17 protein-coding genes and 1 pseudogene are annotated in these 16732 nt (G+C 61.1%); 10 read left to right on the forward strand and 8 right to left on the reverse strand.

Features of this window, described 5'->3' with window-relative positions:
• Nucleotides 1-307: 307 nt before the first annotated feature.
• Nucleotides 308-739, forward strand: a complete 432-nt coding sequence (locus AB4O45_RS02365; RefSeq protein WP_252884405.1) for a nuclear transport factor 2 family protein — start codon at nt 308-310, stop codon at nt 737-739.
• 167 nt (nt 740-906) lie between these two features.
• Here AB4O45_RS02365 and AB4O45_RS02370 read toward each other — a convergent pair whose 3' ends face one another.
• Both AB4O45_RS02370 and AB4O45_RS02375 read right to left on the reverse strand, forming a co-directional pair.
• Nucleotides 907-1770 (reverse strand): methyl-accepting chemotaxis protein, encoded by an 864-nt coding sequence (locus tag AB4O45_RS02370; protein WP_374046354.1) that lies wholly within the window; start codon nt 1768-1770, stop codon nt 907-909.
• A 42-nt stretch (nt 1771-1812) separates the two neighbouring features.
• A pseudogene (locus AB4O45_RS02375) lies at nt 1813-2541 on the reverse strand (MCP four helix bundle domain-containing protein); the annotation flags it as partial.
• A 222-nt stretch (nt 2542-2763) separates the two neighbouring features.
• On the opposite strand from AB4O45_RS02375, the gene sodC reads away from it, so the two are divergent.
• The 3 genes from sodC (at nt 2764) to AB4O45_RS02390 (ending at nt 4207) form a co-directional block, all read left to right on the forward strand.
• Nucleotides 2764-3285 (forward strand): superoxide dismutase family protein, encoded by a 522-nt coding sequence (gene sodC / locus AB4O45_RS02380; RefSeq protein ID WP_042609346.1) that lies wholly within the window; start codon nt 2764-2766, stop codon nt 3283-3285.
• Nucleotides 3286-3410: 125 nt separating this feature from the next.
• Complete coding sequence (locus AB4O45_RS02385; protein ID WP_016775151.1) at nt 3411-3725, forward strand: DUF2388 domain-containing protein; 315 nt, start codon at nt 3411-3413, stop codon at nt 3723-3725.
• 80 nt (nt 3726-3805) lie between these two features.
• Complete coding sequence (locus tag AB4O45_RS02390; protein ID WP_071172813.1) at nt 3806-4207, forward strand: hypothetical protein; 402 nt, start codon at nt 3806-3808, stop codon at nt 4205-4207.
• Here the strand turns inward: AB4O45_RS02390 and ligD are convergent, their stop codons facing one another.
• A complete protein-coding gene (gene ligD, locus AB4O45_RS02395; RefSeq protein WP_460161020.1) occupies nt 4208-6832 on the reverse strand; it encodes a DNA ligase D in 2625 nt (874 codons plus the stop codon). It lies immediately after the preceding gene.
• A 132-nt stretch (nt 6833-6964) separates the two neighbouring features.
• A complete protein-coding gene (locus tag AB4O45_RS02400) occupies nt 6965-7702 on the reverse strand; it encodes a tellurite resistance TerB family protein (RefSeq protein ID WP_315434698.1) in 738 nt (245 codons plus the stop codon).
• A 260-nt stretch (nt 7703-7962) separates the two neighbouring features.
• Here AB4O45_RS02400 and pcsA point away from each other — a divergent pair, with 260 nt between their 5' ends.
• Nucleotides 7963-8685: a phosphatidylcholine synthase gene (gene pcsA, locus AB4O45_RS02405; RefSeq protein ID WP_016775154.1), complete on the forward strand. Its 723-nt coding sequence runs from the start codon at nt 7963-7965 to the stop codon at nt 8683-8685.
• 133 nt (nt 8686-8818) lie between these two features.
• Here pcsA and AB4O45_RS02410 read toward each other — a convergent pair whose 3' ends face one another.
• Nucleotides 8819-9631, reverse strand: coding sequence for a class I SAM-dependent methyltransferase (locus tag AB4O45_RS02410; protein WP_056789144.1), 813 nt, complete (start codon nt 9629-9631; stop codon nt 8819-8821).
• 230 nt (nt 9632-9861) lie between these two features.
• Between AB4O45_RS02410 and AB4O45_RS02415 the strand changes: the two genes are divergently transcribed.
• Nucleotides 9862-10323, forward strand: a complete 462-nt coding sequence (locus tag AB4O45_RS02415; protein WP_323621657.1) for a GNAT family N-acetyltransferase — start codon at nt 9862-9864, stop codon at nt 10321-10323.
• Between the two features lie 17 nt (nt 10324-10340).
• On the opposite strand, the gene AB4O45_RS02420 is transcribed toward AB4O45_RS02415, so the two are convergent.
• The 3 genes from AB4O45_RS02420 to AB4O45_RS02430 all read right to left on the reverse strand — a co-directional run bounded on the left by AB4O45_RS02420 (nt 10341) and on the right by AB4O45_RS02430 (nt 12278).
• Complete coding sequence (locus AB4O45_RS02420) at nt 10341-11552, reverse strand: cytochrome c biogenesis protein DipZ (protein WP_460161021.1); 1212 nt, start codon at nt 11550-11552, stop codon at nt 10341-10343.
• 90 nt (nt 11553-11642) lie between these two features.
• The gene (locus tag AB4O45_RS02425; protein ID WP_056789129.1) at nt 11643-11981 is read right to left on the reverse strand and encodes a hypothetical protein; all 339 of its coding nucleotides are present in this window, start codon (nt 11979-11981) and stop codon (nt 11643-11645) included.
• Nucleotides 11982-12014: 33 nt separating this feature from the next.
• Nucleotides 12015-12278: a DUF2790 domain-containing protein gene (locus tag AB4O45_RS02430; RefSeq protein WP_016775158.1), complete on the reverse strand. Its 264-nt coding sequence runs from the start codon at nt 12276-12278 to the stop codon at nt 12015-12017.
• Nucleotides 12279-12577: 299 nt separating this feature from the next.
• Between AB4O45_RS02430 and AB4O45_RS02435 the strand changes: the two genes are divergently transcribed.
• The 4 genes from AB4O45_RS02435 (at nt 12578) to AB4O45_RS02450 (ending at nt 16719) form a co-directional block, all read left to right on the forward strand.
• Complete coding sequence (locus tag AB4O45_RS02435) at nt 12578-13318, forward strand: response regulator (protein WP_039762337.1); 741 nt, start codon at nt 12578-12580, stop codon at nt 13316-13318.
• Complete coding sequence (locus AB4O45_RS02440) at nt 13315-14625, forward strand: ATP-binding protein (protein WP_110645568.1); 1311 nt, start codon at nt 13315-13317, stop codon at nt 14623-14625. The genes AB4O45_RS02435 and AB4O45_RS02440 overlap by 4 nt, the downstream gene beginning before the upstream one ends.
• A gap of 150 nt (nt 14626-14775) precedes the next feature.
• Nucleotides 14776-15822: a class I SAM-dependent methyltransferase gene (locus AB4O45_RS02445; RefSeq protein ID WP_460095151.1), complete on the forward strand. Its 1047-nt coding sequence runs from the start codon at nt 14776-14778 to the stop codon at nt 15820-15822.
• A 54-nt stretch (nt 15823-15876) separates the two neighbouring features.
• Complete coding sequence (locus AB4O45_RS02450; RefSeq protein WP_460161022.1) at nt 15877-16719, forward strand: NAD-dependent protein deacetylase; 843 nt, start codon at nt 15877-15879, stop codon at nt 16717-16719.
• The last annotated feature ends 13 nt before the right edge of the window (nt 16720-16732 follow it).

Consider the following 16732-nt stretch of genomic DNA (forward strand, 5'->3'; position numbering starts at 1 on the left):
CGCCCGAAAGGCCAGCCAACCGAATTAAGTCAAAGCAAATTTGGCGCGGAGAATATCACGTCAGGGCGAACCCGCGCGTCTGTTCCCGACTTGAAAGTCTTTTTCCGCTCTGGGGCTTATCGGCCATGGGCCACCAAACATGACCGTGATCAGGCATTGGCCTGCAAAGTTTTTTGCGCGATACGCATCGCAACTTGATAAATCATTGCGAACGGCTCGTTGTTCAAGCAGAAAATAACCTGCTACGTTGTACGATGACTGACAAACTAAGCCAGTCATTCCGACTCAATAACAACAAGGAAACAACATGACCAAATCCCGCCTCCTCATCGGTTTGTTCTGCGCCTTCAGCGCCTGCGCCATGGCCGCCCCTGCCCCGGCGGAAAAGGAAGTGGCCCAAGCGGTGGATCACCTGACCCAGGCGATGCTGCACAAAGACATCGCCGAACTGAACGCTCTGACCGCGCCGAACCTGACCTACGGCCACTCCAGCGGCAAGATTCAGGACAAGCAGGAATTCATCGCCGACATCGAGACCGGCCGCAGCGCATTCAAGACCCTGGAGATGCAGAAGCAGACCATCACGATGTCCGGCGATACCGCATTAGTGCGCCACCACTTCTCCGCGCAGGCGTTGAAAGGGACTGAGGTGATTCCGACCGAGATCGAGAATTTCCAGATCTGGCAGAAACAGGGCGGGAAATGGTTGTTGGTGGGGCGGCAGGCGTTCAGGTTCTGATTAAGGGCACATAGGCTTGATTCAGTGTTGCCCGAGCTGGCCTCATCGCGGGCAAGCCCGCTCCCACAGTGGATGATGGTGTGCACACCGTTGCATTCACAACATCAGACCCTGTGGGAGCTGGCTTGCCAGCGATAAGGCCGTGATAGACACCAGTCCTACCGCTATCACAACCGAAACCGATCCACCGACCGCGCCAGCTGCCCCGCCAGATTCGACAATTCATCGGTGGTCGTCGCGGTCTGCCCGATCACCCGACTGTTGCCTTCGCTCATCCCGGCAATCATCTCCACCTGATGGGCGATCTCGTTACTGGCTTGGCTCTGTTCGCCAATCGTGCGGGTGATGTCGTTGACCAGTTGCGTGGTGTTCAGCGTGGCGTCGAGGATTTCCCGAATCGCCCGCTCAACCTCCGCTGTTACCGCCATGCCTTTGTCGACCTGCGCCACACCGGCCTCCATGCTGTTGACCGCCTCGCGCGTGCTGCTCTGGATGCGCGCGACCATTGCGGCAATTTCCTGGGTCGAGGCGCTGGTGCGTGCGGCCAGACTGCGCACTTCATCGGCGACCACGGCAAAGCCACGGCCCTGCTCACCTGCCCGCGCCGCCTCGATCGCGGCGTTGAGGGCCAGCAGGTTGGTCTGGTCGGCGATGCTCTTGATCACCTGAATGATGTTGAAGATCGCCTCGGATTCCTGATCCAGCGTGCGGATCACCTGCGCCGACTGCTGTGCCGAGCGGGCGATGTCGTCCATGTCGCTGACCACTTGATGAATCACCCCGCCGCCCTCCTTCGCTAGAGTTTCCGCCTGATTGGCCATGCTCAGGGCACGTTCGGCGTGGCGGGTGATTTCCTCGATGCTGGCGGTCATCTGGCTGGCGGCGGCCGCCATGGTCCCGGCGGCAACGCTTTGCTGCTGGCTGCTGTCGGCGACCTGATGGCAGCCCTGACTGAGCTGCTCGCTCATGCCACTGACGCCGTGAGCGTTGCGCCGGACCACGTCAATCATGTTGCGCAGATCACGCTGCATGGTCGCCAATGTGCGGATCAGCACGCTGGCTTCGTCCTTGCCGGCGGGTTCGACAATCGGTTCGCTGAGATTGCCATGGGCAATGCTTTCAGCGATGCGGCTGGCGGATTTGAGCGGCCCCATGATACTCAGGATCACCCAGCGCCCCTGAATCAGCAGCAGCAACAGACTGGCGATCAGCACCACACCAAGGGCCAGATTGGCATTGCTAATGGCCGCTTCGGTGCCTTCGCTGGTTTGCCGAGTGTTGCTTTCAATCAATTCGCTGAGCGTCGCCATTTGCTCTTCGAGCTGGCTGAACGCGGCATTGAACGTGCCGAGCTGCTGCTGGGCGGCATCCGGCTTGTCCAGCGCCACGCCGACGATCTGCTCGGCGGATTTGATGTAGGTGTCGAGGCTCGGCTTGATCTGCTCCAGCGCCGTGCGCAGCTGCGGGTTGATCGGCAGTTTCAGGTTGTCATCCAGCACTTCACGAAAATGCCCGGCGTGCTCGGCCAGCGAATCGCGCACTTCTGTGGCGGTGGCGGTGCTCTTGCCCAGGCCGACCAGCATCGCCGAATAGACATCGGCGCGCAGGGCGTCGTGCATCATGTCCGCTTCCATGTGATTGCGCAGCGCGCTCATGCTTACCGTGTTATCGCCGACCGCCGTGGCCATCCGCAGATTGCCGACGTAACTGACCAGGCTCACGATCAGCGCCGTCAGCAGGCTGGTCGCAATCAGCAACACCAAACGCAGTTTGATCGACACCGTGGAATCTCCCGTGGGCACGCTGGATTGCGCTTGTCGGATTTCAGTTAAGCCTATGTGCAGGGAACTGCCGACACAGAGCGTATCGGCTGATGTCAGGGGCGACTTGAATCCGGCAAAACTTTTCAAGCGTGAACCCGGTCACACCTTGCAGCGCCGATGGATAACGCCTTCATCGCTGGTTAACAACGACAGGCTATGAATCCATCGCTTCGAACACTCATGCAGCTGAAGGAAACGCTTATGAAACGCGCACTGTGGTTTGGTCTGCTCGGCACGTTGGCAATCGGCACCGCACAGGCAGCAACGGAGAAAGTCGCAATCAATCTGGTCAGCGCCGACGGCGCGCCGCAGGCGATCGGCTCTGTCACTGTCAGCGAAACGCCGTACGGCCTGCTGTTCACACCCGAGCTGAAATCATTGCCGGCCGGCATCCACGGTTTTCATGTCCATGAAAACGGCAGCTGCGAAGCGGGCACGAAGGATGGCGTGAAAGGCGCGGCACTGGCCGCTGGCGGACACTTCGATCCGGCGAAAACCGGCAAGCATCTCGGCCCTTACGCCGACGGGCATCTGGGTGATCTGCCAGCGGTGTATGTGACGGCTGACGGGGTCGCCAACTATCCGGTGCTGGCACCGCGCCTTAAGAAGATTTCCGAGATCAAGGGCCACGCCCTGATGATTCACGCCGGCGGCGATAACCATTCCGACATGCCCAAGCCACTGGGCGGTGGCGGCGATCGCATGGCCTGTGGGGTGATCTGAACCGACTGAGCGGTGAAAACTCTGACTCACGGCTTTTCACCGCTCACGGAACTCCCGCGCGCCGTTCACCTCTGACGTTATGTAGTCCCTTCCCTTTTTGCTTAGCGCTTGTGGAGGAACACGTCATGCGCAAGTTAGTCCTGATTTCTTCTTTAATGCTTTGCCTGCCGGTCGGTTCGGCGCTGGCCCGCGTTGACGCGGGTGACGTCGCCACCTCGGCAGGTGTCTCCGCGTCGCTGTACTCGACCTTCAAGGACGACAAAATGGTGATTCCGGCCCGTGACGACGTGTCTGCGTTCGTTGCAAGCGGCGGGGCCATTCGTGGGGTTTATCTTGAGTCGGTACTGCAACAGGTGCGCCAGGCCAACCCTGGCTTGAACGCCAGTGATGAAGACCTGGCCAACGCCATTCTGGTGCAATACGAAGGCGTGCAGCAGTAGTCACGAGGGAAGCAGCGGCCGATGGACGGCCGCTGAGTGCACATAGGCAAACATGTCCGACGGCCTCTATGATGGAGGCCATGACGACGACCGTACCCTTACGCTCACCCTGCCCACCCGGCGCCTGCATCTGCGGGCGCGATCCTTTGCTGGAAACGCCCGGAGCCGATCTGCGCATCCTGCGCTTGACCCGCGCTGAGGAAAAAATTCTTCTGGCGCGCCTGGAACAACTCAAAGACCTCGCCGACCTCAAACGCCTGCAACAGCGTATGTACGAGCAACTCGGCATCCGTGTCGACGTCGCCCCCGGTTTCAACGAAGTGCGCACCATGCGCGGCATCGCCATTCAGATCGACGAGCTGCCAGGCCTGTGTCGCAAGACTCGCGCGGCGATCCCGGCAGCGATTCGCAAGGGCCTGGAAAACCACCCGCAAATCGCCTTCGAACTGCTCAACGCCCACGACTTGCTGCGCGACACCTGATCACTTTTTCATGCCGACGCGTTTGCGCATCTCGGCGGTGATGGTCTGACGGGTTTTCTTCATTTCCGCCCAAGGCTCATCGCCGACTTCGGTCAGACGCTCGTGAACGTTGTAGATGTTCCAGTGATTACCGCCCTTGATTTCAGCGACTTCCTCTCGGTACAGCGGCACCGACACCGGCATGCCTTCCCGCGCACGTGCGGCGTAGGCGCAAATGGTGGTGGCACCGAGGCCGTTGCGCAGGTAATCGATGAAGATCCGCCCGACGCGGTTTTTCGGCCCGGACACCGCTGAAATCCGGTCCGGTAGCAACTTGGCCATGTGGCTGACGATGGCGTGGCTGAAGTCCTTCACTTCGTCCCAGCCATGCTTGCGCGTCAACGGCACCACCAGGTGAATGCCTTTGCCGCCGCTGGTTTTCAGGAAGGCTTTGAGGCCCAGCTCATCGAGCACAGTGAGGGTCAGCGCGGTGGCTTCAACCATGCTTTTCCATGGCAACGCAGGATCCGGGTCGAGGTCGAGGACGAAGCGATCGGGCTTGTCCAGATCCACGGTTGTGGCGTTCCAGGTGTGCAGCTCCACCGTGCTCATCTGCACCGCACCGACCAGCGCTTCGGGATTGTTGATCATCATCACTGGCTGGCCGGTGACGTCCTTGTCCAGGGCGGTGATGCCGGGAATGGCCAGGCGATCGGCGTTCTTCTGGAAGAACAGTTCGCCGGCGATGCCGTCCGGTGCACGCACTAAGGCCACGGGACGATCCTTGAGTTGCGGCAGGATGTGTTCGGCAACGCTGGCGTAATACTGCGCCAGTTGCATCTTGGTTGTGCCGCTGACCGCATCGATCACTCGATCGGGGTGAGTGATGCGTACCTTGCCGCCGGCCAGACCTGCTTGCGAAGGCGCGGTTTCGGCTTTTTTGCTGGCGGCGGTTTTCTTTGCCGGCTGCTTTTCGGCGGTTTTGGTCTTTTCGGTCTTTTCGGTTTTTTCGGACTTGGCAGCTTTCACAGGCTTCGCTCGCTCCTCGGTAATGTCCTTGGCCGGTTTGTCATCGCGCAAACCATGGAACACGGCATGACGCACCGAGCCGTCCTTGGTCATCTCGGCGAATGCCACTTCGGCCAGCAGTTTGGGTTTGAGCCAGTGCACGCCTTTGGCCTCGAAACCGCTGGGCGGATTGACCACTGCGGCGGTTTTGGTCTGCAACGGCTTGAGTTGGGCGAGGATGCTTTTCAATGTGGTTTCGTTGAACCCGGTGCCGACCTTGCCGGCATAGCGCAACTCGCCGCTGTCACGGTCGTGCAGGCCGAGCAGCAAGGCACCGAAGGCACTGCGCGCACCTTTCGGATCGGTGTAGCCGACGATGACGAACTCCTGGCGATGCTTGCACTTGAGCTTGATCCAGTCGCCGCTGCGCCGCGACACATAAGGCGAGCCGAGCCGCTTGCCGATCAGGCCTTCCATCTGCATTTGGCAGGCACTGTTGAGCAGCGCGTCCGGGGTTTCTTCGAAGGCTTCGGAGAAGCGCAGCGTTGACGATTCTTTCTGCGCACCGAGGATGGTGCTCAGCGCGGCGCGGCGTTCTTCCACCGGCACATCGCGCAGGTCGACGCCATTCAGATACGGCACGTCGAACAGGTAATAAACAATGTTGCCGCTGCGTCCGGCATCGAAAGCATTCTGCAACGCCTGAAAATCCGGCACACCTTGCTCATTGGCCACGACCATTTCGCCGTCGAGCCATGCCGATTCCAGACCCAGCGCCGCCAGTGCCTTGGCCTGCTGCGGCAGTTTGTGCGTCCAGTCGTGGCCATTGCGGGTGAACAGCTGCACCTCATCGTGATCGATCCGCGCCATGATCCGGTAGCCGTCAAACTTGATCTCGTAGCTCCACTGCCCTTCGGGCGCGCTGTCGACCAGCGTCGCCAGTTCCGGCTTGATCAGCGCTGGGAGCTTGGCCTTGCGTGCGCCGGTAAGCTGCCCGGACGCCTGCTTGCGCGGTTTGGCCGGGGCCTTCTTTACCGGTTTGGCCTTATCGGCGGCAGCCGCCGGTTTACCGACAATCGTGCGCTCGCTGAGCACGCTGTCGGGCTCGGCGACCAGCACGTCGAAATCATCCTGCGGTCGCGCGGCGTTGTCCTGATGCTTGATCAGGAACCATTGTTCCTTCTTGCCCGGCATGTGCGTGCGCACCAGATTCCACACGCCGCCGAGCTTCTCGCCCTGCAGCTCGAACTTCAGTCGGCCCTTGGCATAGGCCTTGTGCGGATCTTCCAGCGGAATCCACACACCGCGATCCCAGACGATCACATCACCGGCACCGTAATGCCCCTCGGGAATGCTGCCTTCGAACGTCGCGTAATCGAGCGGATGATCCTCGACATGAATCGCCAGGCGCTTGACCGAGGGATCCAGCGAAGGCCCCTTCGGCACCGCCCAGCTTTTCAGCGCGCCGTCGAGTTCAAGGCGAAAGTCGTAATGCAGGTGCGAAGCGTCGTGCTTCTGGATGCAGAACTGCAAGGCATGATCCTTGGCCGACTTACGACCCGAGCGCTTGACTGCGGCCGGTTCCGACGTCGCGGAAAAATCACGCATGCGGTTGTAATCGTCGAGGTTCCTGTTCATGAGCACACCGATGGCAGACGGGTTCTGTTATGCAGAAGAGCGACACGGCGGCGGAAAAATTCAATCGAGGTAAAAAAGCCCCGGACGGATGGAGCGGCCGGGGCTGGCAGTGTCAGGGATTTTTACAGCGGGTCAGGCTTGCCCTTTAGCCTGCTGTTCCAGATGCACCTGCAGATCCGGATCGATCTGTAAGGCTGCGGCCAGCTCATCGAGATAGCTGCGTTCGGCGTCCTGTTGGTCGTCCACCAGCATGACGCTGGCCAGGTACATTTCGGCGGCTACGGCCGGATCGCCGTCAGCGGATTGCGCCACTTCCCGGGGATCCAGTGTCTTGGCGACTTCGGCGTCGAGCCATTGCTGCAACTGCGGGTCGGCGGTGTGTTTGCCGATTTCGCTGCTGATGAGATGCTTTTCTGCGTCGTCGATGCGGCCGTCAGCCTTGGCGGCGGCGATAAGGGCGCGCAGTACCGCGTGGCTGTGGGTTTCGATTTGCGGGCCGGCGAGCAGGTCGGCGGTTTGTGGCAGCTCCTGCGGCGCGGTGCTGGCCTGGCTGCGTTGCCAGGCTTGATACGCTTGGTAAGCCATCATGCCCAGCGATGCGAGCGCCGCGTAACTGGTCCCGCCGGTACGGCTTCTGCTACCGCCACCGAGGGCGCTTCCCAAGCCACCGCCGCCGAGCAAGCCACCGAGCAAACCACCCAGGCCGCCGAGGCCACCCGAAGCAGCCGCGCCACCCGCTCCGGACTGACTGCCGCCGCCCAACAGTCCACCAAGTAAACCGCCTAGGCCGTCACCGGCCGAAGCTCCGCGTTGTTGTCCCGCCGAGGCCTGGCCTCGGAGCAGTTGTTCAAGCAAATCGCTGGTGTTCATGACGTTATCCTCCGAGGCCACGGCCCGATCGCGTCAGGCAACGATAGACCGACGCAGCCATAGCGCCAGCACCGTTGGGCTGACGCCCGATCACCGTTGAATAGCCACGCGAGAAAATTTTCGCCGGCCAGCTAAGATTCAGGGGTGGTGAACCTTATCCCGGCTAAACCGGTCGATAGCTGCAACCCGACCCGGTTTGCCGACGCCCTTTCTGATGATGGGCGATACCCGGCTTGCTTCACTTTCTGGAGAACGCCCCCGTGATATCAACCGTACACATCGCCAGGCTGAAAGCATGGGGCGCCCATGGTTTTACCGCGACCGGCGTGGTCACCGCCTTCCTCGCCACACTCGCCCTGCTGGAAAACCAGCCGATCCATTGCCTGATGTGGCTGGGCGTTGCGCTGATCGTCGACGGCCTGGACGGCGCACTGGCGCGCAAGGTCAATGTGCAATCGGTGCTGCCGAGTTTCGACGGTTCGATCCTCGATCTGGTCATCGATTACCTGACTTATGTATTCATCCCGGCACTGTTTATCTACCGCTACATTCCCCTGCCCGATTACACCCTGTTGCTGACGGTGTCGGTGATTCTGGTGTCGTCGCTGTTCTGTTTCTGCAACGTCAACATGAAGAGCAAGGACAACTATTTTGTCGGCTTCCCGGCGGCCTGGAACGTGGTTGCGCTGTGCCTGTACATCATCGGCCCGGGGCCGTGGATCACCTTTCTCACCGTGATCGGTCTGGCATTGCTGACGGTGACGCGGATGAAGTTCCTGCACCCGTTTCGCGTGCGGCGTTTCATGCCAATCAATATCGCGGTGACGGCGATCTGGCTGTTGTGCAGTCTGTCGCTGGTGCTCAATCACCCGGTGATCAATCCGCTGGTAATGGGCTTGTGGTTGCTGATGTCGGCTTATTTTCTGGGGATCTGCATCTGGCGCACGGCGCTGGAGTGGTTTGATCGCAGCCATTTGAAATAAGCACATCCCCTGTGGGAGCGAGCCTGCTCGCGAATGCGGTGGTTCCATCAACATAAAGGTTGGCTGGCACACCGCTTTCGCGAGCAGGCTCGCTCCCACAGAGATCTTCATCGATCAGGAGATCCGATGGGGACTAGCGCTTGGTAATCACCACCTCCAGATACTCACTCGGCACCACCAGCGACGCCTCCCCGGCGCGATTCGATCGGTTGAGCAACTCGGTCAGATCATCCTCCAGCGCCTGCCCGGCCTCCGCTGGCAACACCGCAAAAGCCTTGTGCACCGGCCCATACCAGTGCCGAAAGATGTCAATGAAATGCGCCGCCGAGCGGTAGCGGAAATTGAAGTGGCTGCGGGTCACGCGCACGACAAAATCGCGGTCATCGAAATGCTTGTGCAGCCACGCATCCGAGCCCCAGTTCGATGGAGGCTGTGCAACCGCTGGCGGTGGCAGATGCTGGCCGAGAGTCTTGAACATCTGGCCGACGAAGCCCTCCGGCGTCCAGTTCGCCATACCGATCCGTCCGCCGCGACGACAGACCCGCCCCAGTTCAGCAGCGGCGGTGACCTGGTCAGGCGCGAACATCACGCCGAACGTCGACAACACGGCGTCGTAGCTTTCATCGGGAAAAGGCAAAGCCTCGGCATCGGCCACCTGAAAAATCACCTCCAGATGCTCGGCCCGGGCGCGATCCTGACCACGCTCCAGCAATGCCGCCACATAATCGGTCGAAGTCACTACACACCCGCGCCGCGCCGCTGCCAGGGTTGCATTGCCGTTGCCGGCAGCGACATCCAACACCTGTTCATCACAACGCAGATCGCAAGCCTCGGCGAGGTTTTCCCCAACAATTTGCAATGTGGTGCCGATCACGGCGTAGTCGCCACTGGCCCAAGCGACTTTCTGACGTTCCTTCAGGGCAGTGAGATCAAGCGGGGTACTCATGACAGCGAGCTCCGTGGCAGAGAGAATGCACAGTCGGCGGCGCAGACTGTGCTTGGTCACTATCGCGCCGAGGCTGCACGGCGTCCCTGTCAATCGTCCGCCAGCCCCATAAACCCGGCACTTTGCCGATGAGCGGCGCGAATCTGTCAAGCACCTGATACACCTTGCGCATTGTCAGCGTCGCGGGATTGGTTTCTGATGCGGGCTCGCCCACGCAAAGGACTCGACCGATGTCACTGCACCTCGACTGGCTCGCCGCGCACATGCAACACAGCGATCGCTACGCGGCGTGGATTCACCAACAATTCCACTACGAATACGCCGACCAGCCCCTGGCTCAATGGCAGCGCGAATTTGCCGAGGGCCAAAGCAATGGTGAATGGTCGTGCCTGATTGCCATGGACGGTGAACGCCTGCTCGGTGGTGCCGCACTGGCCCGCAACGACTTGGCTGATCGCGCCGATCTCGGCCCATGGCTCGCCTGCGTATTCGTTGATCCCGAGGCGCGCGGGCAAGGCTTGGCGGAGCAGCTGATTGAAGGGATTTGCGAGGCAGCAAAGCAGCGTGGGGTGTCGCGCTTGTACTTGCACACGCAAGACAAACACGACTACTACGGTAAACGCGGCTGGCAGCTATTGGAGGGTTTCCAGGCGTGGGAAAAACAACAATGGCTCATGGTCCGCGACCTGTGAGCCATTGGTTTTTTTGATCAGGCTGCCGGAGCTTTCGCCTCTTCCAGCAACTGCTTGATCATCTGCTCCTGCTCCGCATAGCGACCTTCGCCAAAGTGGCTGTAACGCATCTGGCCCTTGGCGTCGATCAGGTAATGCGCCGGCCAGTACTGATTGTCGAAGTTGCGCCAGATTGCGTAGTCGTTGTCGATCGCCACCGGGTAGGTGATACCGAGTTTTTTCACCTGATCCTTGACGTTGTTGATGATGCGCTCGTAGCCATACTCGGGTGTGTGCACGCCGATCACCACCAAGCCGTCCTTCTCGTATTTCTTCGCCCAGTCTTTGACGTACGGCAGGGTGTGCTGGCAGTTGATGCAGTCGTAGGTCCAGAAGTCCACCAGCACCACTTTGCCGCGCAGGGATTCGGCGCTGAGCTGCGGTGAATTGAGCCACTGCACAGCGCCCGACAGCGACGGCATCGCGCCCCGCGCCTCGTCCATCATCGAATCGGCGCGGACCTTGCTGACAAAGTAGTCGACCACTTTCGGCACGTTTTCCAGGACGTTTTTCTCGACGCTGGCCACGCCTTCGGAAGAGGTGTTGGCAAGCAGAGTCTTATCGGCGCCCGTGGAAATCACCGCGACTGTCGCAAGCACAGCAACCCCGGCACCACGACGCAACCAGCCGCTGAACGGGATCGACGGTTTCAGCCGATTGACCAGACCGCGCCCGGCGAAGATCAACGTGCCCAGCGACAAGGCACTGCCGACGCCGTAAGCCAGCAGCAACAGGCTGGTCTGGGCATTGGCGCCTTGCAACATTGCGCCGGTCAGAATCACCCCAAGGATCGGCCCGGCACAGGGCGCCCACAACAGGCCGGTGGCGACGCCGAGTATGATCGAGCCCATCGGTCCGGCTCGTTTACGGGTGTCCTGATCGAGGCGATTGCCCAGGGCGACAAACGGCCGGGTCAGCCAGTCACCGACGCGGGCCGAGATCAGCGACAGGGCGAACAGCGCCATGACGAACAAGGCGACGTGGCGGCCGGTGTTGCTCGCCTGAATCACCCACTCGCTGCTGACCACGGCAAGGCTGGAGATCAGCGCAAAGGTCAGCGCCATGCCAGCGAGAGTCAGGAGGATCGAGGAGCGGGTACGGTTGGCGCCAGCGAACAGAAACGGCACCACCGGCAGGATGCACGGACTGAGAACGGTCAGCAGACCGCCGAGAAATGCGATGAGGTACATAACGGGGTCACCTTGAATGTGGGGGGCTGGGCACGCAACCGGGCAGCGAGGGAAACGTCCCTCGCTAGCCTGCTTTATCTACGCCGTGGCTCATGCGGTCTGGCCGTCCAGCAGCTGCCCTTGAGGCGTGCGACTGGCACCGTTTTCCGCGACCAGTTGGCCTTGCGGTGTGCGGCTGGAACCATCAGCGGCAACCATCTGGCCTTGCGGTGTACGGCTCGATCCGTCAGCGGCAACCATCTGCCCCTGCGGCGTGCGGCTGGAACCATCAGCGGCGATCAGTGCATCGCTGCCCTCCTTCGCGACCGTGGTCAGCTGGAAGCAGGTGCTGCTGGCGCAGCTGCTCTGCTCCAAGGCACTGTTGGCGTGGGCGGCGGCACCGGTGAAGGCGAAGGCTGCTGCGGTCAAAAAGCGCGAGACGTTGTTCATGGCAAAACTCCTTGCAGAAAAAGTAGGGATGACTCAGTTCTGGTTGTTGCAGCCGTCAGCGAATTTGCTGTAATCCAGCTCGCGGGTTTTGCCGGCGGAATCGAGGTAGGTCATGCGCGCCTCGGTGATGCCGCAGGTCACGGAAGTGTCTTCAGTCATCGACAGCACTTTCTGGATATCCAGATGGGTGCCGTAGGTGTAGGTTTGCCGGCTGACGTCAGCTTCGGCGTGGGCCGACAGGGTGCAGATGTTCAGAGCGGCGAACAGGCAGGCGGCGAATACGGATTTATTGTTCATGGTGTAGTCCTCAAGGCTTCAGTGGGTTTGAGCCGAGGCGGTCTGTGTGTGTGCCTCGATGGAGCCTATTTGAGGCCTTCGAGGTATCGCGTCTGTGTCAGGAAAGGACGAGAATCACTCGTTGTGTATCCATGCAGTGTGTAGATACAGAGCGATACAAAACCCCGAAAAAATCGTGATTTTGCGTCGGTGTGTATCCGCCGTCGCGACAGATACACTGCAATACAAAGGCAGGCAGGCGTGCGGTCAGCGGCGCTATAGACTGCACGGCATTCCCCCTTTGACAGAGGCTTGAACCGATGGAACATGTAGATCACATTCTCATCGTCGACGACGACCGCGAGATCCGTGAACTGGTAGGCAACTACCTGAAGAAGAACGGCCTGCGCACGACAGTGGTCGCCGATGGCCGACAGATGCGCAGCTTCCTTGATGCCAACACCGTCGACCTGATCGTGCTCGACATCATGATGCCCGGCGACGATGGCCTGCAGTTGTGCCGTGAATTGCGCGTGGGCAAACACAAGGCCACGCCGGTGCTGATGCTCACCGCGCGCAACGATGAGACCGACCGCATCATCGGTCTGGAAATGGGCGCCGACGATTACCTGACCAAACCTTTCGCCGCCCGCGAGCTGCTGGCGCGGATCAACGCCGTGTTGCGCCGCACACGCATGTTGCCGCCGAACCTGGTGGTCACCGAAGCCGGACGCCTGCTGGCGTTCGGTCGTTGGCAGCTGGACACCTCGGCCCGCCACCTGCTCGACAGCGACGGCACCATGGTTGCCCTCAGCGGTGCCGAATACCGCTTGCTGCGGGTGTTCCTCGACCATCCGCAACGGGTGCTCAGCCGTGATCAGTTACTCAATTTGACCCAAGGGCGCGAGGCCGATCTGTTCGACCGTTCCATTGATCTGCTGGTCAGTCGCCTGCGTCAACGCCTGCTGGACGATGCTCGCGAGCCGGCCTATATCAAGACCGTGCGCAGTGAAGGTTATGTATTTTCGCTGCCGGTCGAGCTGCTTGGAGCTTCAGCATGAAACTCAAGCTGCAATGGCCGCGCACCCTCGCCTCGCGCCTGTCGCTGATTTTTCTGATCGGACTGATTCTGGCGCAGGGCCTGTCGTTCGGCGCGCAGTATTACGAGCGTTACCAGAGCGCGAAAAGCACCATGCTCGGCAACCTCGAAACCGACGTCTCGACTTCGATGGCGATCCTCGATCGCCTGCCCGCCGCCGAGCGCGAGGCCTGGCTGCCGCGACTGGCCCGGCGCAATTACGGCTACCTGCTCAACGAGGGCGAACCGGGCATGCCGGTGACCTCGGCTGAAAAGTCCGTCGCGATTGCCTCGATTACGGCGGCCATCGGCGACACTTATCCAATCGTGTTTACCGAAGTTCCCGGCGGTCCGAGACAACACTTCCAGGGCCACCTGCGCCTGAGCGACGGCAGCCCGGTGACCATCGATATCCGTCCGGCGATGGTGCCGCTGTCACCGTGGTTGCCGGTGGTGCTGCTCGGCCAACTGGCATTGCTGATCCTCTGCACCTGGCTCGCCGTGCGCATCGCCATTCGCCCCCTCACCCGCCTCGCCAATGCGGTGGAAACCCTCGACCCCAACGCCCATCCGATCAAACTCGACGAGCAAGGGCCGACCGAAGTGGTCCACGCCGCGCGGGCGTTCAACGCCATGCAAACGCGCATCGCCGCCTACCTGAAAGAACGCATGCAACTGCTCGCGGCGATTTCCCACGACCTGCAAACGCCGATCACCCGGATGAAATTGCGCGCAGAGTTCATGGACGACTCGGTCGAAAAAGACAAACTGAGCAGCGATCTCGGCGAAATCGAGCATCTGGTGCGCGAAGGCGTGGCCTACGCCCGCAGCGTTCACGGCGCCACCGAAGAGAGCCGGCGTACTGATCTCGACTCGTTCCTCGACAGCCTGGTCTTCGACTATCAGGACATGGGCAAGGACGTGCAGCTCGGCGGCAAGAGCAAGGCGGTAATCGAAACCCGCCCGCAGGCCCTGCGCCGGGTCCTGGTGAACCTGACCGACAACGCCCTGAAATTCGCCGGCGCCGCGCAATTGCAGGTCGAAGCGCAGGGCAACAGCCTGTCGGTGAAAGTCCTCGATCGCGGCCCGGGCATCGCCGAGGCCGAGTTGGCGCAGGTACTGGAACCGTTCTACCGCGTAGAAAATTCGCGCAACCGCGACACCGGCGGCACCGGGCTCGGGCTGGCGATCGCCCAGCAATTGGCGATGGCGCTGGGAGGCTCGCTGCTGTTGAGCAATCGTGAAGGTGGCGGGTTGTGCGCTGAACTGAAGTTGCCGCTGCCACGCTGAGAAAAACACCGACTAGACTCATTCATTACCCAGTCGAGGGGGCCGCAGGACGTCTGCTGTGCCCTGCCCCAATCCGTGACCACCGCCCGGTGGCGCCTGCCTCGACATTCAACGCCGCCGGACGGTGATCCTGTTTCAGGAGCACACGTGATGAATGAGGCGAAGCTCAACGAATTCATGGGCAAACTGGTCAACGACATGGGCGGCGCGGCGATGCTGGCCAATGTCATTGTCGGCGAAGAACTCGGTCTGTACCGGGCAATGGCCGACAGCCAACCGATCAGCCCCGAAGCCCTCGCAGCAAAAACCACCTGCAATCCGCGCCTGGTACGCGAATGGCTCAGCGCCCATGCCGCGTCCGGTTACATGGAACACTCTGACGGTCAGTTTCGCTTGCCCGAAGAGCAGGCCTTGGCGCTGGCCGTGGAGGAATCCCCCGTGTACGTCGCTGGCGGTCTCGGCGTGGTGGCGTCGTTTTTCCATGACAAGGACAAACTGGTCAAGGCCATGCGCGGCAATGGCGCCTTGTCGTGGGGCGATCACCATCCGTGCATGTTCAGCGGCACCGAACGCTTCTTCCGCCCCGGCTACAAAGGTCACCTGATTGCCGAATGGCTTCCGGCTCTGGACGGCGTGGTGGCGAAGCTGGAACGCGGCGCCAAAGTTGCCGACATCGGCTGCGGCCACGGCGCCTCGACGGTGATCATGGCCCAGGCGTTTCCAAAATCGCAGTTTGTCGGCTTCGACTTCCACGAGCCGTCAGTCACCGTCGCCACGCAACGGGCCGAAGAAGGCGGCGTGGGCAACCGCGCCAGATTCTTCGAGGGCACGGCGAAAAACTATCCCGGCGGCGACTACGACCTGATCTGCTTTTTCGACTGCCTTCACGACATGGGCGACCCGGTCGGCGCCGCTCGCCACGCTCATGAGTCGCTGAAAGACGACGGCACGGTGTTGCTGGTCGAACCGTTCGCCAACGACAAACTGGACGACAATCTCAACGCGGTCGGGCGCCTGTTCTACGCCGCCTCGACGTTTATCTGCACGCCCAATTCGCTGTCCCAGGAAGTCGGCCTCGGGCTCGGTGCGCAGGCTGGGGAAATGCGCCTGCGCAAAGTCTTTGTCGAGGCTGGGTTCAAGCAGTTCCGCCGCGCCACGCAAACGCCGTTCAATCTGATTCTGGAGGCGCGCAAGTAACCCGTGCGGATCGCGTGCTAACCTGCGGGCACTGCCCATTCTGGAGTGCTGAGCATGCTCGATAGCCCGATCCGCGAACATCTCGATACGCTGTTGCAGGCCATGGCCGACGATAAATTCCTGATATTGACCGGCGCCGGCATCAGCACGCCATCGGGCATTCCGGACTATCGCGACAGCGACGGTGTGCGTCGTGGGCGGCAGCCGATGATGTATCAGGAGTTTCTCGCCGCCCCGGAATCACGCCGGCGTTATTGGGCGCGAGCGATGCTCGGCTGGCCGCGCGTGCGTCAGGCCCGACCGAATGCCGCGCATGAGGCGCTGGCGACATTGCAACAGCGTGGCCGGATCAGCGCTTTGATCACGCAGAACGTCGATACCTTGCACGATCAGGCCGGCAGCCACGATGTGATCGAACTGCACGGCAGCCTGCATCGAGTGCTGTGCCTGGATTGCGGGCAGCGCAGCGAGCGCGACGCGATCCAGCAGCTGATGGAGGCACAGAATCCCTACCTGAGTGGTGTTGATGCGGTGCAGGCGCCGGATGGCGATACCTTGCTCGACCCGGCATTTGAAGCGCTCTTTCAGGTACCGCAGTGCCCGCATTGCGCGGGTGAGCGGTTGAAACCGGATGTGGTGTTCTTCGGCGAGAACGTGGCGCAACCGACGGCCGCGCGGGCCTTGGCCGCTGCCGAGAATGCGGCGGGGTTGCTGGTGGTGGGATCGTCGTTGATGGCGTATTCGGCGTTTCGCTTGTGTCGGGTGATTGCCGAGCGTGGCAAGCCGTTGATGGCGATCAATCTGGGCAAGACTCGGGCGGATGATTTGCTCGATTTGAAGATTGAAGGGTCGTGTGAGGAGCTTTTGCCGTGGTTGGTGGAGGAGCTGAGGCGGTGAGATTTTGAGTAAT

Source organism: Pseudomonas sp. S2_B10, from assembly GCF_054668425.1.

Excerpts from the sequence above, each read along its gene's own strand:
- ligD (WP_460161020.1), bottom strand. The coding sequence starts at position 6,832 with ATGAACAGGAACCTCGACGATTACAACCGCATGCGTGATTTTTCCGCG.
- AB4O45_RS02385 (WP_016775151.1), top strand. The coding sequence starts at position 3,411 with ATGCGCAAGTTAGTCCTGATTTCTTCTTTAATGCTTTGCCTGCCGGTC.
- AB4O45_RS02420 (WP_460161021.1), bottom strand. The coding sequence starts at position 11,552 with ATGTACCTCATCGCATTTCTCGGCGGTCTGCTGACCGTTCTCAGTCCG.
- AB4O45_RS02400 (WP_315434698.1), bottom strand. The coding sequence starts at position 7,702 with ATGAACACCAGCGATTTGCTTGAACAACTGCTCCGAGGCCAGGCCTCG.
- AB4O45_RS02365 (WP_252884405.1), top strand. The coding sequence starts at position 308 with ATGACCAAATCCCGCCTCCTCATCGGTTTGTTCTGCGCCTTCAGCGCC.
- AB4O45_RS02415 (WP_323621657.1), top strand. The coding sequence starts at position 9,862 with ATGTCACTGCACCTCGACTGGCTCGCCGCGCACATGCAACACAGCGAT.
- AB4O45_RS02440 (WP_110645568.1), top strand. The coding sequence starts at position 13,315 with ATGAAACTCAAGCTGCAATGGCCGCGCACCCTCGCCTCGCGCCTGTCG.
- AB4O45_RS02450 (WP_460161022.1), top strand. The coding sequence starts at position 15,877 with ATGCTCGATAGCCCGATCCGCGAACATCTCGATACGCTGTTGCAGGCC.
- AB4O45_RS02410 (WP_056789144.1), bottom strand. The coding sequence starts at position 9,631 with ATGAGTACCCCGCTTGATCTCACTGCCCTGAAGGAACGTCAGAAAGTC.
- AB4O45_RS02445 (WP_460095151.1), top strand. The coding sequence starts at position 14,776 with ATGAATGAGGCGAAGCTCAACGAATTCATGGGCAAACTGGTCAACGAC.
- sodC (WP_042609346.1), top strand. The coding sequence starts at position 2,764 with ATGAAACGCGCACTGTGGTTTGGTCTGCTCGGCACGTTGGCAATCGGC.
- AB4O45_RS02435 (WP_039762337.1), top strand. The coding sequence starts at position 12,578 with ATGGAACATGTAGATCACATTCTCATCGTCGACGACGACCGCGAGATC.
- AB4O45_RS02430 (WP_016775158.1), bottom strand. The coding sequence starts at position 12,278 with ATGAACAATAAATCCGTATTCGCCGCCTGCCTGTTCGCCGCTCTGAAC.
- AB4O45_RS02390 (WP_071172813.1), top strand. The coding sequence starts at position 3,806 with ATGACGACGACCGTACCCTTACGCTCACCCTGCCCACCCGGCGCCTGC.
- AB4O45_RS02425 (WP_056789129.1), bottom strand. The coding sequence starts at position 11,981 with ATGAACAACGTCTCGCGCTTTTTGACCGCAGCAGCCTTCGCCTTCACC.
- AB4O45_RS02370 (WP_374046354.1), bottom strand. The coding sequence starts at position 1,770 with ATGCAGCGTGATCTGCGCAACATGATTGACGTGGTCCGGCGCAACGCT.